General features: G+C 53.6%; 13 protein-coding genes and 2 tRNA genes. 11 read left to right on the top strand and 4 right to left on the bottom strand.

Going from position 1 to position 14649, the window contains the following annotated elements; genetic code table 11:
• The first annotated feature begins 176 nt into the window (after positions 1-176).
• Positions 177-1361, top strand: a complete 1185-nt coding sequence (locus AC14IB_RS05250) for a CaiB/BaiF CoA transferase family protein (RefSeq protein WP_484230892.1) — start codon at positions 177-179, stop codon at positions 1359-1361.
• 40 nt (positions 1362-1401) lie between these two features.
• On the opposite strand, the gene AC14IB_RS05245 is transcribed toward AC14IB_RS05250, so the two are convergent.
• Both AC14IB_RS05245 and AC14IB_RS05240 read right to left on the bottom strand, forming a co-directional pair.
• Positions 1402-1488, bottom strand: a tRNA-Leu gene (locus tag AC14IB_RS05245).
• A gap of 38 nt (positions 1489-1526) precedes the next feature.
• A tRNA-Cys gene (locus AC14IB_RS05240) sits at positions 1527-1600 on the bottom strand.
• Between the two features lie 216 nt (positions 1601-1816).
• Between AC14IB_RS05240 and gspE the strand changes: the two genes are divergently transcribed.
• From gspE to gspM, 9 genes are read left to right on the top strand one after another with little or no spacing between them, the layout of a single operon-like run.
• Complete coding sequence (gspE, locus tag AC14IB_RS05235; RefSeq protein WP_094078679.1) at positions 1817-3337, top strand: type II secretion system ATPase GspE; 1521 nt, start codon at positions 1817-1819, stop codon at positions 3335-3337.
• Positions 3337-4560 carry a type II secretion system inner membrane protein GspF gene (gene gspF, locus AC14IB_RS05230; protein WP_484230891.1) on the top strand — a complete coding sequence of 408 codons (1224 nt, stop codon included), beginning with the start codon at positions 3337-3339 and terminating at the stop codon, positions 4558-4560. Before gspE ends, gspF begins: the two co-directional genes overlap by 1 nt.
• A 10-nt stretch (positions 4561-4570) precedes the next feature.
• The gene (gene gspG / locus AC14IB_RS05225) at positions 4571-4996 is read left to right on the top strand and encodes a type II secretion system major pseudopilin GspG (RefSeq protein ID WP_068859266.1); all 426 of its coding nucleotides are present in this window, start codon (positions 4571-4573) and stop codon (positions 4994-4996) included.
• Positions 4993-5604, top strand: coding sequence for a type II secretion system minor pseudopilin GspH (gspH, locus tag AC14IB_RS05220; RefSeq protein ID WP_484230890.1), 612 nt, complete (start codon positions 4993-4995; stop codon positions 5602-5604). Before gspG ends, gspH begins: the two co-directional genes overlap by 4 nt.
• Positions 5591-5983: a type II secretion system minor pseudopilin GspI gene (gene gspI, locus AC14IB_RS05215; protein ID WP_484230889.1), complete on the top strand. Its 393-nt coding sequence runs from the start codon at positions 5591-5593 to the stop codon at positions 5981-5983. The genes gspH and gspI overlap by 14 nt, the downstream gene beginning before the upstream one ends.
• Complete coding sequence (gene gspJ, locus AC14IB_RS05210; protein ID WP_484230888.1) at positions 5980-6627, top strand: type II secretion system minor pseudopilin GspJ; 648 nt, start codon at positions 5980-5982, stop codon at positions 6625-6627. The genes gspI and gspJ overlap by 4 nt, the downstream gene beginning before the upstream one ends.
• Positions 6614-7648, top strand: coding sequence for a type II secretion system minor pseudopilin GspK (gene gspK, locus AC14IB_RS05205; protein ID WP_484230887.1), 1035 nt, complete (start codon positions 6614-6616; stop codon positions 7646-7648). The genes gspJ and gspK overlap by 14 nt, the downstream gene beginning before the upstream one ends.
• Complete coding sequence (gene gspL / locus AC14IB_RS05200) at positions 7648-8856, top strand: type II secretion system protein GspL (protein WP_484230886.1); 1209 nt, start codon at positions 7648-7650, stop codon at positions 8854-8856. The genes gspK and gspL overlap by 1 nt, the downstream gene beginning before the upstream one ends.
• Complete coding sequence (gene gspM / locus AC14IB_RS05195) at positions 8856-9335, top strand: type II secretion system protein GspM (RefSeq protein WP_484230885.1); 480 nt, start codon at positions 8856-8858, stop codon at positions 9333-9335. The genes gspL and gspM overlap by 1 nt, the downstream gene beginning before the upstream one ends.
• A gap of 42 nt (positions 9336-9377) precedes the next feature.
• On the opposite strand, the gene AC14IB_RS05190 is transcribed toward gspM, so the two are convergent.
• Positions 9378-11030 (bottom strand): electron transfer flavoprotein-ubiquinone oxidoreductase, encoded by a 1653-nt coding sequence (locus AC14IB_RS05190; protein WP_406609591.1) that lies wholly within the window; start codon positions 11028-11030, stop codon positions 9378-9380.
• Between the two features lie 188 nt (positions 11031-11218).
• Between AC14IB_RS05190 and AC14IB_RS05185 the strand changes: the two genes are divergently transcribed.
• Positions 11219-11806 carry a DUF1285 domain-containing protein gene (locus AC14IB_RS05185; protein WP_484230884.1) on the top strand — a complete coding sequence of 196 codons (588 nt, stop codon included), beginning with the start codon at positions 11219-11221 and terminating at the stop codon, positions 11804-11806.
• A gap of 20 nt (positions 11807-11826) precedes the next feature.
• Here the strand turns inward: AC14IB_RS05185 and rapA are convergent, their stop codons facing one another.
• Positions 11827-14640, bottom strand: a complete 2814-nt coding sequence (rapA, locus tag AC14IB_RS05180; RefSeq protein ID WP_484230883.1) for an RNA polymerase-associated protein RapA — start codon at positions 14638-14640, stop codon at positions 11827-11829.
• Between the last annotated feature and the right edge of the window lie 9 nt (positions 14641-14649).

Raw genomic sequence — 14649 nt, 5'->3', positions numbered from 1 at the left:
ATGGATAAGCGCACTTTGCTGCGCAAGAAAATGGCCACCGAGAGCCGATGAATACCCGAGCTAAGTGATGCATGGCGTCAATTGTGATGAGCCAATCAGTCATTGGCGAATGTCTGCTGAACTCTCTACTATCGCGACCGATTAGTCACAGATCAGTTATGTCGTGAGGAGATGAAATGGCAGGTCCATTAAGTGGGTTAAAAGTATTAGATTTTTCGGGATTACTACCGGGGCCCTTTGCCAGTTTAATGCTGGCGGACTTGGGGGCGGATGTCTTGCGCGTAGAAGCGCCATCCCGTCCCGACATGGTTCGCCTGATGCCGCCCTATGCCAGTGATGGCACCTCGGCAGCACATGGCTATCTGAACCGCTCGAAGCGCTCCATTGCTATCGACTTGAAACAACCCGAGGGCTTGGCGATCGTTAAGCAACTCGTTGCTGAATATGACATTGTCATTGAACAGTTCCGTCCGGGTGTAATGGACAGATTGGGTGCTGGCTACGAAGCCCTGAAAGCCGTCAACCCGCGAGTGATCTATTGCTCTATTACGGGCTACGGCCAAACGGGCCCGTATAAAGATCGCGCGGGCCACGACCTTAACTATTTAGCGATTGCGGGGGTGATTGGCTACAACGGTCGCAAAGCCTCCGGCCCGGCGCCAATGGCAGTCCAAGTGGCCGATATTGCCGGTGGCTCATGCCACGCGGTCATAGGTTTGTTGGCAGCTGTTATTCACCGGCAAGCGACGGGTGAGGGGCAACACATTGATATTTCGATGACAGATGCCGCCTTTAGTTTGCATGCCCTGACAGCGCCAGGCGCACTGATGGGTGCTGATCAGCCCGCGTTAGAGACAACCCAGCTCAATGGCGGCACGTTTTATGATTGCTATGAAACCGCTGATGGCCGCTATTTGTCTGTGGGCGGATTAGAACCCCAGTTCTTTATGCAATTCTGTGTTGCGATTGGCCGCCCAGAGTTAGCGCCCGAAGGTTTAGTGATGTTGCCAGAACGTGTAGCTGCGTTAAAGCAAGCGCTTCGCCAAGAACTGAAGACAAAGACGTATGCGGAGTGGTCGGCCATTTTTGCAGCCATGGACTCCTGCACAGAGCCGGTACTGAGCTTCAGTGAAGCCTGCGAGCATCCGCAGATGCAGGCGCGTGGCATGCTGGTCGATGTGCCGCAACTCGATGGTGGCCGTCAGCGTCAACTGGCATCGCCGTTCAAGTTCTCGGCGACACCGCCCAGCTATCAATATGCTGGCGTGATCCTGGGTCAGCACACCGACGAGGTTTTGGCAAAAGCAGGGCTAACGTCAGAAAATATTGCTCAGCTCAAAAGCAAAGGGGTGGTGGCGTAAGCCATCATCTCTGTTGAGTGAGAAAATAGTAGTAGAGATATGGTGCCCGAGACCGGAATCGAACCGGTACGACCGTTAAGTCGAGAGATTTTAAGTCTCTTGTGTCTACCAGTTTCACCACTCGGGCAGAGTGATTGCATCAGCGACAATGATGCTTTTTTCATATGGAGGCTGAGGTCGGAATCGAACCGGCGTACACGGAGTTGCAGTCCGCTGCATGACCACTCTGCCACCCAGCCAAAGGTGTGAGCTCTCTTGCGAGAGGCGGCATAATAGCCATGTGATTTGAGGGCGTCAACCAAGCAAATGCTAGCTGCTCAGGAATTAGGCTAAGTTTGTCATGGTCTGTGTAAAGGATCATTTTTTAAGATATGAAATGCCTACACAACGCCACTTTTGACTCACACTGCCTTACAGTAGACTGCGATGAATCCTAGCAACCTTGGCCTCCTTTCATGATGTCTGCCGCTCTGCCTGAACTTGACGATGCCTGGCCTGTTCCGCCCCAGTCAACACGCCTGCCTTACAGTTTTGCGAAACGCCACGGTTTAGTTCTCCGCATCATTGATGAAGAGAATTGGTGCCTACTGGCGCGCCCTGACTGGCGCTTGTCTTCGCTCGCGGAAGCGAGGCGCCTCTTGGGTCGCCCTGTGTATTGCCGACCAGTTAATGAGACCGAGTTCAATGAAGCGCTGGCACAAAGCTATCAGGGTGATGCCGGCGACTCCATGCAAGCGGCCGAAGGCATTGGCGATCACATCGATTTAGAGAAGCTGGCGGATCTGGTGCCAGAAACTGAAGACCTGATGGATCAAGAAGATGACGCGCCGATTATTCGCCTCATCAATGCGATTCTTCAGGAGGCCGTTCGCGAAAATGCCTCGGATATTCACATTGAAACCTTTGAGCGCCGCCTGTCTGTTCGCCTGCGGGTCGATGGCGTGTTGCGCGAAGTGCTTCAACCTCGTCGCGAGTTAGCCCCATTATTGGTGTCGCGTATCAAGGTCATGGCGCGCTTAGACATTGCAGAAAAGCGTGTGCCTCAAGATGGCCGCATTTCCGTTAAGTTAGCTGGCCGCGAAGTCGATGTTCGTGTGTCCACCATGCCATCCAGTGCCGGCGAACGTGTTGTGCTGCGTTTGCTCGATAAGCAAGCGGGGCGACTAAATTTGTCGAGCCTGGGCTTAAGTAACCGCGATCATGTGGTATTGCAGGAACTTATTTCTAAGCCCCACGGCATCATGTTGGTCACCGGCCCCACGGGTTCCGGAAAAACAACGTCCTTGTATGCCTCATTAACTGAGCTCAATGACTATTCGCGCAACATCCTGACCGTGGAAGACCCCATTGAGTACCAACTCGACGGCATTGGTCAGACTCAGGTCAATACCAAAGTGGATATGACCTTTGCGCGCGGGCTGCGTGCCATTTTGCGCCAAGATCCTGATGTGGTGATGGTGGGTGAAATTCGTGACCGTGAAACCGCTGATGTTGCCGTTCAAGCGTCATTAACGGGCCATTTAGTGCTGTCCACATTGCATACCAACTCAGCCGTTGGTGCGGTTACTCGCTTAGTGGATATGGGTGTAGAACCGTTTTTGCTGTCATCTTCGCTGATTGGCGTGGTCGCCCAACGCTTGGTACGCGTGCTCTGTAACCAGTGCCGCGAAGCCCATACCGCAGATCATGCCGAGTGTGAATTGATGGGTGTTAATCCACAATTGCCGCCGACTATCTACCGCGCCAAGGGTTGCGTCAGCTGCAACCAGCGTGGCTTTAAAGGTCGTACGGGCATCTATGAAGTGATTTCGGTGAATGATGAAATGCGCCGACAAATTCATGAGCGTTGTGGTGAGCAGGAACTGGAAGCCATTGCGCGACTTCATGGCCCTAGCATTCGTGCTGATGGAATGAGTAAAGTACTGGCCGGTGTAACGACTTTAGATGAAGTGCTGCGAGTCACTCGGGAAGATTAATGGCTGTTTTTGATTATGTCGGTGTGGATGCACAGGGTAAGCGGCAGAAGGGCGTTCTAGAAGGCGAGAGTGCCCGTCATGTGCGACAGCTCTTACGTGAAAAAGGCTGGGTGCCACTGCAAATATCCGCCGCATCCGACAACTCAGAAAGCAATAACCCCGGTTCGGGGTTTAATTTTTTAAAGCCCCGTCTTAGCGCTCAAGACCTAGCCATGATTACCCGACAACTAGCGACCTTGATACAAGCGGGTCTGACGCTAGACGACGCGCTCAGAGCGGTCGGCCAACAAAGTGAAAAAGTCACCACCAAACGTATTCTCACTGCCGTTCGAGCCAGGGTTGTGGAAGGCTATAGTCTTGCGCAAAGTCTGGCAGAGTTCCCCCAAGCCTTTCCATCGCTGTACCGCGCGACGGTGGCTGCGGGCGAACGCTCCGGACATTTGGATTTAGTCTTAAATCGTCTCGCGGATTACACCGAGTCACGTTACGAAACTCGGAAAAAAGTGCAGGGGGCACTGATTTATCCAGCCATTCTTACGGTGCTTTCGTTGCTCATTGTGGTGGGTTTGCTGACCTATGTGGTGCCGGACATTGTTAAGGTGTTCGATAATCAAGGCCAAGAGCTGCCGCTGATTACTCAGTTATTGATCGCCGCCAGCGATGTCTTACGCGCACATATCGGCAAGCTCAGCCTGCTGCTGCTGGCAGGCGCGTTTCTGTTTAATCGCCTACTTCAAGGTGAGGCATTTAAAGCCCGCTGGCATGCTTTTCAATTGCGTATTCCAATAGCAGGTCGCCTTATACGGGATGCCCAGTCCGCTCGTTTTGTTAGTACCCTCGGCATTTTGACGCGCAGTGGCGTGCCCCTGGTCGATGCACTTCGTATTGCGGCCGACGTAGTGGATAACATTCCCATGCGCCAGGCAGTGTCTCAGGCTGCTGATCGTGTTACCGAGGGTGGACGGTTAGCACCAGCGCTAGACCAGTCAAAGCTATTTCCCGCCATGATGGTGAATATGATTGCCAGTGGTGAGACCTCCGGCGAACTTGATGACATGTTGCATCGTACCGGGGTCATGCAGGAAAAATCACTGACGGGCAGCATTGCCACCATGGTGGGCCTCTTTGAACCCATGATGTTATTGATGATGGCAGGTGTCGTTTTGGTCATTGTTCTCGCTATCATGCTGCCCATTGTGCAGATGAATAATCTGGTTAATTAAGGAGCAGCTCATGTCGTCATTAAAGCGTCGCGCGCAACGCGGTTTTACCCTCATCGAAATCATGGTGGTGGTTGCCATTATTGGCATTCTCGCCCTCATCATTGTGCCCAATGTGGTGGGCAAAGATGACCAAGCGCGCGTGACCTCCACCAAAGCCAGTTTGAGCGCGGTGGCCAACGCTTTAGAGCTGTATAAGTTGGATAACTACACCTATCCGTCAACCGAATCCGGCTTAGATGCTCTGGTAACGCGTTCACCCGATGCCCGCGTATTTCCCGATGGGGGTTACCTGAAAAAACTGCCGGTTGATTCATGGGATAACCCCATCCAATACGTTTCGCCCGGCAGCAACGGCAAGCCCTTTGACCTCTATTCCTTAGGTGCAGACAATGCCGAGGGTGGCGAAGGCTACGCTGCAGATATTTACTTCGAATGAAGCCATGGCGACACCGCTCACTAGCATCTCGCGGCTTTACGCTGATCGAGGTGCTGTTGGTGGTCGTTATTATCGGTGTGCTGATGGGTGTGGCGGTGGTGAGTTTAAACCCCGAAGATCCTGCCCGCCGTCTGTTACGCGCTCGTGAGCAGATGCAAGGCCAGTTAGGACTGGCGCGGATTATTGCCGAGCGCGATCAAATTGAAGTGGGTGTCAGACTACTGCCTGAATCGTGGCAGTTTTTACGTTTTCGTACCTCAGATCGTAGCTGGGAGATCATGAGTGATGAACCCGCGTTTAAAACCAAACCCTATCCTGGGTTGACGTTTGTTTGGCAGGATGCAGACGCCAAGACCGTTCCTGCCGCTGCCTCATCGAACAAACGTAAAGGCGTGTTCCCCGACTTTTTGCTGATGTCTAGCGGTGAGGCGACGCCCGGAGTTATTCATTTCTATGCGAGCAATGATGCTCGTGGGCTTCAGGAGTCACTCACGCTTACCGATATAGGCGATGCGGTCGAGACGGAACGCCTAAACGATAGCAACACAAACCTTAAATCAGATGGCCCTGACAGCAACGCGAGTGAGGCATCCCTTGCGCCGCGCTAATAGAGGTTTTACATTGATTGAGGTGCTGGTCGCTCTCGCCATTTTTGGTGTGGTTGCGCTAACGCTTTTAAACAGCAGCCGTGATCAAACGCGTCAGGCTTCTGCTTTGGAAGATCGTCTGCTGGCACATTGGATTGCCTTAAACACGCTCACAGACCTACAGGCCAGTAGCGACTACCCCGAAGTAGGCGTCATGGACTCCACGGCCGTGATGGCAGGTAGGGATTGGTTTGTCACCATATCTGTGTCATCTACACCTAGCCCGGCCGTCCGCCATCTTGATATCTCCGTAGCACCCTACGATCCTATTGCAGCGAAGGCGGGCAATGATCTGGTCACCGAAGTCGGCTTTCTCCGGCAACGTGGAGCCGGGCTATGACCGTTTTTTCACGTCGAGCGTCGGCACGCGGTTTTACCCTCATCGAGCTTTTAGTGTCGATGGCCATTCTCGCGATCATTAGCTTGGGTGCTTATAGCTTCCTTTCCAGCACCAGTGCTACCGCCCTTCGTGTCCAAGAGCGCCAATCCAAACTGCTAGCCTTAGCGCGCTTACAAGGTGTGATTGCGCAAGATTTATCGCAATGGGTGAATCGACCGATTCGCGATGAGTTGGGCGATGCTTTGCCACCATTTGTTTTAGAGCCAGACGGTGCGCTGGAGTTCACCCGTCGTGGCTTAAGCAATCCGTTGGATAAGGCGCGCAGTGATTTACTGCGTGTCCGTTATGAAATGCGTGGCCAGCGTCTGTGGCGCCTCACATGGAATACGCTGGATCGTCTTCCGGGGCAAAAGCCATTGGCGGCACCTATTGGGCCTAAAGACTTAACGCTGCGCTGGCGCGTTCAAGCTGGACCTAGTGCACCCGTCTTGTCGCTATGGCCAGCGACCACGGCGGGTGCTAACGCGTCGAACCGAAATGTGGTCACTGAGGGGGCTCCAGAGGTGGTGGACTTGCAACTGCAAGTGGCGCCTTGGGGCGAAATCCGCCGTGTCTTTTTGTTGCCTAGCTATGACGCCCTTTAAGTTCACGCCTAAACACGTGCAAGCACGACGCAGCCAGCGTGGCGTGGCCTTAATCACGATGATGCTGATCGCCGCTTTAGCCACGACGTTAGTGCTTGCCATGATTGGTCGGCAGAGCCGCCTGCAAGCCGAGATTGGGGCTCAGTTTCAACAAGATCAAATCGCTGAATACGACCGTGGCGCAGAGTATTTCGCCATGGCGGCTCTGAAAGCGGATAGCGATGATGGGAATAAAACCGATCATCCCAATGAATATTGGGCTCAACCATTTCCGGCGTTCCCCGTGCCAGGAGGGGTCATTGCGCCCACGGTGCGTGATGCTCAGGCACGCTTCAACCTCAACAGCCTGATCAAAAATAATCAAGTTGACCCTGTGAGTTTGCGATTCTTCAAGCAGCTCCTAGAACAGCTCGCCCTTCCCGTAGAGCTCGCCGATAGCCTAGTGGACTGGTTGGACGAAGATAGCCTACCCACGGGCAGCTCTGGCGCCGAGGACGATTATTATCTACGACAAGACCCCGCCTATCGCTGTGCCAATCGCAGCCTCAGTACTTTCTCCGAGTTGCGCCTTGTGAAAGGCTTTAGCAGTGATTTGCTGCGCCAGTTGGCACCTTACGTGACGGTACTGCCATCCTCCGCACGCGCCTTAAATGTGAATTTTTTGTCGCCGGGATTATTGGAAGCCATGGTGCCCGGTTTGTCGCCAAACAATGCGCTAGAATTACTGCAACGCAGACCCGCAGATGGCTGGGAGTCTGTGGAGCAGTTTTTGGATAATCCTGTTTTTGCTTCGGCTACCCCAGAGGTACGCTCCGGCCTACAGCAGTTATTGAGTGTTGATTCGCAATATTTCGAGCTGTATACGCGAATTCGTTTTGGCAAGCGGGAACGCTTGCAGTGGTCTTTGTTATCGCGCAAAGATGGGCAATTAAAAATGATCGCCAGTGAACGCAACCCATTATGGGTGCCGGACAATGAAGCGGCAGCCATGGGTAACACTGGGTCGGATAAGGAAGAATAATGGACACCTTGTTTTTGCGCTTGCCAGCAACGGCATCCGAATCGATACAAACGGTTTGCTTTCGCCAAGGTCATTGGCAGCGACTGGGGGCATGGGCGGTAAATGCTGACTTAATGCAGCAGTGGGAGTCGCTGCGGGATCTACCCGTGGTGTTAATTACACCCGTGGGCATGGATACCACGGTCATTGTGCAAGCCTCTCCACGCCAACGGCGCGAAGCGGGGGCTGCCTTGGTGGCACTCGCTGAAGATTTCGTGGCCGAGGACTATGAGCGTCTGCACTGGACACTTGAAAGTATCGATGACCAGCATGTGTTAGCCCGTGGCATTAATAAGCAATGGTTAGTGTCTTGGCGTGACCAACTGCAAAGCCATGGCCTCAATGTTTGTGCCGCTATTCCGGAGTCCGTTCTGTTTGGCCAAGATCATGACACTTGGTTATGGCTGCCTGCCGGTGGGAATTCGGTTTACTGGCGAATGGAGTTAGGGCAGGGGGCTGTTGTTGAAGCAAGCGACATCGCCCTGTTGATGGAAGCTCAGCTGCAACGAACGCCATTGTCTGGCTTTGTGCGTCTGCGTTATCCGCAAGGCGTGGAACTGCCGGAGTTACCGGAGCGTGTGCAACCCGCTGCCGCTCCTTGGCAGGATTGGACTGATGTGTTGAAGACGCAAAACAGTCGTTACTGGTTACAACATCCGCAGAATTGGCTAATGGGTGAGTTGGCGCAGAAAACAGCTTCCCCTAATCAGACTCGCTGGCGATGGGTGGCTGCTTTAGGGGTTTTCGCCGTCATTCTGCAGATTGGGCTTACTCGCCTTGAGACACATCGCATTCAGCAGCAAACCGTCGCTGCCCGAGCCGAGTCAGAGGCGCTATACCGATCAGCCTTCCCTGAAGATCGCCGAATCGTCAATCTGGCGCGTCAATTTAAGGCCAAAAAAGCGCAAGCGAGTGCCGTAGATCCAACACAGTTTTTGCAACTGTTGGCGCAGACCGCCCCGAATGCGGGCAGTCAGATTGTTAAGTTGGAATACCAAGATGCAGCGTTCACGCGGGTAGATGTCATTGCCCCGGCCTTGTCTGATATCAGTCAATGGTCCGCACAGCTCACCGCCGCTGGTATCAGCACACAAGTGGATAACTCCCGCTTCGAAGCCGGTATTGCGAAAGCAAAGTTGCAGTTAAGCGTTAGCGCGGGAGGCCAATAATGTTTATTGCACAACGCCAAGCACTTCAAAATGCGTGGTTGTCACGCTCAGCGTCGGACCGACGTGTATTGACTCTACTGACACTCGTGATGGTCCCCGCGATATTAGTGGGCGGTCTCTTGATCCCGGCACAGCGTGCCCAAGAAGCTGCTGAAAAGGAGTTTCAGCAGGCGTCCCAACTCTTGAGTGACCTCCGTCAACATATCCCAAGTATGTCGGGCACTGGAAGCGTCTCTACCGTTGCTGCGTCGGCGTTACCGCAACGAGTGCAGCTCTTGGCCAGCAATGCTGGTTTAGCTTTAGAGCGTATGGAGTCAGATCCTGCAGGGGTGCGACTGGCTATGAAAAACGTGAAGCTAGCCAGTGTGATGACTTTTTTCCAACAATGTCGCAGCCAAGGTATTCGCGTTTTGGAAGCACAAATTACGCGTGATACGGCCACTAACACGAATCAAGTCCGGCTAAGACTCAGCGTTTAAGCGTCTTTCAGAGTAAAAAAAACGGCCCGAAGGCCGTTTTTTTTACATGTTGGGGTAGTTTGGACCACCACCACCTTCAGGAACCACCCAATTAATATTCTGGGCTGGGTCTTTGATATCACATGTTTTGCAGTGAACGCAGTTCTGCGCATTGATCTGGAAACGCTTCTCGCCAGCGGCTTCCACAATTTCGTAGACGCCTGCCGGGCAGTAGCGCTGAGCCGGTTCCGCATAGAGCTTGAGGTTCTTGGTCAGCGGAATGCTGGCATCTTTCAAGGTCAGGTGGATCGGCTGATCTTCTTCGTGGTTGGTGTTGGAGATAAACACCGACGACAGTTTGTCGAAGCTGATCTTGCCATCCGGCTTCGGATAGTCGATTGGCGTGTGGAACGAAGCCAGATCGAGCGTCTTGTAGTCAGGAGTGGTGTCGTGGATGTTGAACGGCAGCTTGCCGTCAAACAGATTCTGCTCCACGAAGTTGTAAGCCGCACCCATGAAGGTCCCCATGCGATGCATGGCGGCGCCAAAGTTGCGCGCCTTGTACAGCTCTTCGTACAGCCAGGACGCTTCAAACTTGTCAGCGTATTCAACGACTTCATCGCCACCGCTACGGCCGGCCTTGAGTGCGTCGAAAACACCTTCGGCGGCGAGCATGCCCGACTTCATGGCGGTGTGGCTGCCCTTGATCTTGGAGAAGTTCAGGAAGCCGGCGTCGTCACCGATCAGCAGGCCACCCGGGAAGGTCAGCTTGGGCAGCGAGTTGAGACCGCCCTTGACGACAGCGCGAGCGCCATAGGAAATGCGCTTCCCACCTTCCAGATACTGCTTCAGCACTGGGTTGTGCTTGAGGCGCTGCATCTCGTCGAACGGCGACAGGTAGGGGTTGTGATAGGAGAGGTCGGTAATTAAACCTACGGTGACCTGATTGTTTTCAGCGTGGTACATCCACCAGCCACCCGTCGAGCCGGTTTCGGTGAGTGGCCAACCTGCGCCATGCATAACCAGACCTTCTTGATGCTTAGCCGGGTCAATTTCCCAGAGCTCTTTGATGCCAATACCGTAGTGCTGCGGATCGGAATCTTTATCGAGCTCGAAGTGACTGATCAGCATTTTGCCGAGATGACCGCGGCAGCCTTCAGCAAATAACGTGTATTTGGCATGCAGTTCGTAACCTGGCGTGTACGAGTGCTTGTGCTCACCAGTACGGGAAACACCCATATCGCCAGTTGCTACGCCACGCACGCTGCCGTCTTCGTTGTACAGCACTTCTGAAGCGGCGAAGCCAGGGAAGAGCATGACTTCGAGCTCTTCTGCCTTGGTGGCCAACCAACGCACCACATTGCCGAGGCTAATGATGTAGTTGCCTTGGTTATGCATAGGCTTAGGAATAATCCAATCGGGCGTTTTAATGGCGCCGGTTTGGCTGGTCAGAAAATACACTTCATCGCCTTTCACAGGCACATTGAGTGGAGCACCTTCTTCTTTCCAATTGGGAAAGAGTTCTTCCATAGCGCGAGCTTCAAACACCGCACCAGAGAGAATGTGTGCGCCAAACTCAGAGCCTTTTTCAACCACACAAACAGACACTTCGTGACCGCTTTCAATGCTCAGCTGACGCAAACGGATGGCGGCTGACAGACCTGCAGGACCACCACCGACGATGACAACATCAAACTCCATCGCTTCTCTTTCCACGATGTACTCCTTCAAGGCACCCGAATTCACGGGAAAATGAACTGCAAACCGTTTGCAGGCTCGCTTAAGTTAACCGGCATAGTATAAAAGGGGTGTTTGCTACAGGCCAATGATTTACCGCACAAAATGTCCGGTTTTTCTTGGACAGACCTCCGTCAAGGCCGCCCCGAACCCGTGAGAACATGAATATGACAGGCGAAGACAAGAAACCCTCCCTACGCAGTGATCCCATGCAAATCGCCCGACTCATCCAAACTGAGGGCGGAGAGAAGAAATTACCGCCTATTCATCTCTGGAACCCAGAGTTTTGTGGCGACATTGATATGGAGATTAAGCGCAACGGCCAGTGGTTTTATATGGGCACGCCGATTGGCCGTCCTGCGCTGGTGAAGCTATTCAGCTCGGTCATGCGCCGTGAAGACGATGATGCGTATTACTTAGTCACGCCGGTAGAGAAAGTCCGAATTCGCGTTGAAGATGCGCCTTTTCTCATTACCTTGGTCGAGCGCATTGAGCGAGACGGTTCACTTTTTTTGCAGCTGACCACACAAACAGGTGATGTGGTTGTCGCCGGAGAGGAGCATCCTATTTGGCTGGAATATCATGAGGATGAGCCACATCCCTGCGTGCAAATTCGAGATCGCTTACATGCCCTGATTGGCCGTAATGCCTACTACCAACTCGTCGAGTGGGGGACGGCAAGAGACAACGCAGACGGTCGGCAAGAATTGGTTGTAACGAGTGCCGGCGCAACCTTTGTTATCGGTCATTTCTAAGCGCCGGCACTTCGTTTTAGTTATGCCGCAATGATTAATCGGACAGCATAGAGCGACATTTGCAGTCGCTCTAATGCCGCCAAACCCTCGGCAACGCGCTGTTGCTGAGCCTGCACTTCGCTAGCACGAACCGATGGGTTTACCTTTTGTAGGGCTTGGAGACGTTGTAATTCGCCACCTTCCAATGCCTGCCAAGCCGCCTGCGCGGTAATCAAACATTGTGCTGCTTGAGATTGAGCCTCTGTTTCAGCCCCCTTAAGTAGTAACTCGGCATCATCGCGATGCGCTTTAATCACCGTACGCGCCAGTTTGTTTTCCGGTACGTCAAGCTGTCGGGCCAGTGATGCGGCATTAACCTGTGGGGCTAGGTTGCGCCCCTTATTGTCGATCAGTAGGCGCAAGGGTTCGGATGGCAGAACGCGGTCCAAGGCTAAGCCCTTTGGCGCCTGTGCGGTGGCCTGATACCAGGCTTCCAGCAACAGCGTACCGGGCTTAATGGACTTATTACGCAAAACGGCGACTTGCACACTGCCTTGGGGGGCTGTCTGCATCCACTCCAAGACACCATGCACCATGGGATGTTCCCACGTCAGGTATTGCCAATCTTCATGCGCTAATGCGGTGGCACGATCGGCACAGACGGTCATGCCATCTGGATCGAGCCCAGGGAAGGCATCAATGAGCTGGTGCTCGCCAGGTTGTAAAATCCAGGTGCGTGGAGACCCGTGATCTTCGACATGCACGCCAAACGCTTCCCAAGCAGACAACATAAACTCATCGAGGCGCGTATCGCTATCCTGAGCAGCAAGGGCAGCGGCGAGGGGATCTGCCAAGTCACGACGACAGGATTGCAGTTCAAGCAAACGATCGCGGCCTTCTGCCAACTCGTCTTCCAATGTTTCTCTGAGGGCAACGGCCTTTTCAATTAGCTCATCGAGGTCGGCTTCTGGAGCAGATGGCTTCAGCAGCGGCTTTAACTCATCTAAATAGTGTTCATGGACGGTGGGCGCTGTGGGCGAGCAGCGTGAAAATACCGCTAGAGCTTCCTGATACCAGCGCAACAAGCGGGCTTGAGCAGAGCCCGCTAAGTAGGGCACATGAAGCTGGATAGTCTGTGTTTGCCCAATACGATCAAGGCGACCGATGCGTTGTTCGAGCTGATCCGGGTTGTCGGGTAAGTCAAAAAGCACCAGATGGTGGGCAAACTGGAAGTTGCGCCCCTCAGAACCAATTTCCGAGCACAGAAGAATTTGTGCGCCCATTTCGGGCTCAGCAAAGTAAGCAGCAGCTCGGTCGCGCTCCAGCAGATTCATGCCCTCATGGAACACAGCAGTGCGAATGCCTTCACGCAGACGCAGCCAATTCTCTAAGGCCTCAGCAATAGGTGCAGTACGGGTGATGAGCAAGCATTTATCGCGCTTATGTGACTTCAGCCATGCCGCAAGCCACGGCAGGCGGGGATCATCCGCAAGCCAAGTGTCTTCATCCACACGGGTTTCCGGCCAAATTGCGCCTTTATTCACCCAAGGTGCGAAGCTTTCTGGCACGGGCAGACTAACTAAGTGGCTGACACGCTCGGGGAAGCCACCCACGGCGGCACGTGTATTTCTAAACAACACACGACCTAAGCCATGGCGGTCCAAAAGTGCATTTAAAGCCAGCTCACGACCTTCGTTGGTGCTGAGATCGAAACTCAGGTCAGACAACAGGTGGTGTAAATGTTTTTGGGTTTCTGCGGAGACTTTGCCCGATAACAGCGCATCGGCCAGATCGCGAGTGTCGCGCCAGCTATCGTGTTCATCCAAGAATGCATCCAGCGATGGATAGCGCGCCGGATCCAGTAAGTGCAGGCGAGCATAATGACTTTCCACGCCCAATTGCTCGGGAGTGGCCGTTAGTAGCAATAAACCCGGTACACGGGCTGAAAGCAGTGAAACCACTTCATATTCAATGCTGGGGTCTTCTGGCGACCAAGCCAGATGATGCGCCTCATCCACCACTAACACATCCCAAGGGGCATCTAAGGCGGAGGTCAGCAAATGCGGGTGATCGGTCAGCAAAGACAGCGGTGCAATCACCATTTGCTCACTTAGGAACGGGTTATCGCCGTCTTCAATGAGGCTAGCGCAGCGTTCTAAGTCAAACAGGCTAAAGGCCAGGTTAAAGCGACGACGCATCTCCACTAACCACTGATGAACCAAGCTGTCGGGCAGCAAGATCAATACCCGCGAGGCTCGCCCTTGCTGAATCTGAGCATGCAAAATCAAGCCTGCTTCAATGGTTTTCCCCAAGCCCACTTCATCGGCCAATAACACACGCGGACTCAGGCGCTGAGCAACCGTTTGGGCAACCGAGAGTTGGTGAGGAATGAGGCCAATTCGGGCGCCCAGCAAACCTCGTGCGGGATGTTGCGAGAGCTTTTGCTGCTCACGAATAGCATTCAAACGCAGCTGGAACCATTGCTTTCCATCCACCTGCGCTGCCAATAGTCGTTCACGTGGTCGTGACAAACGTAAATCGGCAGACAAACGGGTTTCCATTAAGTCCTTGGTGCTCCCGGCCTCATTAACGACGCCATAACAAAAAAGCCCATGGCGCGCTTGCACACTTTGCACAACCCAATGCCCACCTTCGGCATCTTCAACTTTATCGCCCGCACTGAATTGAATGCGGGTGAGTGGCGCATTGGCTCGGGCATAAACACGAGTCTCTTCGCTGCGCGGGAACAACACAGTCATGGCGCGGGCATCCGCCTCCATAACAACGCCGAGTCCAAGTTCAGGTTCTGCGTCAGATATCCAGCGCTGCCCTAGGGCAGGAGTGTTATTTTTCATGGGATTAGC

This window comes from Perlucidibaca sp. (assembly GCF_057084925.1).
Note: the sequence above shows the minus strand (reverse complement) of the source record. Positions and strands in the feature narration are given on the sequence as shown.

Excerpts from the sequence above, each read along its gene's own strand:
- AC14IB_RS05250 (WP_484230892.1), top strand. The coding sequence starts at position 177 with ATGGCAGGTCCATTAAGTGGGTTAAAAGTATTAGATTTTTCGGGATTA.
- gspE (WP_094078679.1), top strand. The coding sequence starts at position 1,817 with ATGATGTCTGCCGCTCTGCCTGAACTTGACGATGCCTGGCCTGTTCCG.
- gspF (WP_484230891.1), top strand. The coding sequence starts at position 3,337 with ATGGCTGTTTTTGATTATGTCGGTGTGGATGCACAGGGTAAGCGGCAG.
- gspG (WP_068859266.1), top strand. The coding sequence starts at position 4,571 with ATGTCGTCATTAAAGCGTCGCGCGCAACGCGGTTTTACCCTCATCGAA.
- gspH (WP_484230890.1), top strand. The coding sequence starts at position 4,993 with ATGAAGCCATGGCGACACCGCTCACTAGCATCTCGCGGCTTTACGCTG.
- gspJ (WP_484230888.1), top strand. The coding sequence starts at position 5,980 with ATGACCGTTTTTTCACGTCGAGCGTCGGCACGCGGTTTTACCCTCATC.
- gspK (WP_484230887.1), top strand. The coding sequence starts at position 6,614 with ATGACGCCCTTTAAGTTCACGCCTAAACACGTGCAAGCACGACGCAGC.
- gspL (WP_484230886.1), top strand. The coding sequence starts at position 7,648 with ATGGACACCTTGTTTTTGCGCTTGCCAGCAACGGCATCCGAATCGATA.
- gspM (WP_484230885.1), top strand. The coding sequence starts at position 8,856 with ATGTTTATTGCACAACGCCAAGCACTTCAAAATGCGTGGTTGTCACGC.
- AC14IB_RS05185 (WP_484230884.1), top strand. The coding sequence starts at position 11,219 with ATGACAGGCGAAGACAAGAAACCCTCCCTACGCAGTGATCCCATGCAA.
- rapA (WP_484230883.1), bottom strand. The coding sequence starts at position 14,640 with ATGAAAAATAACACTCCTGCCCTAGGGCAGCGCTGGATATCTGACGCA.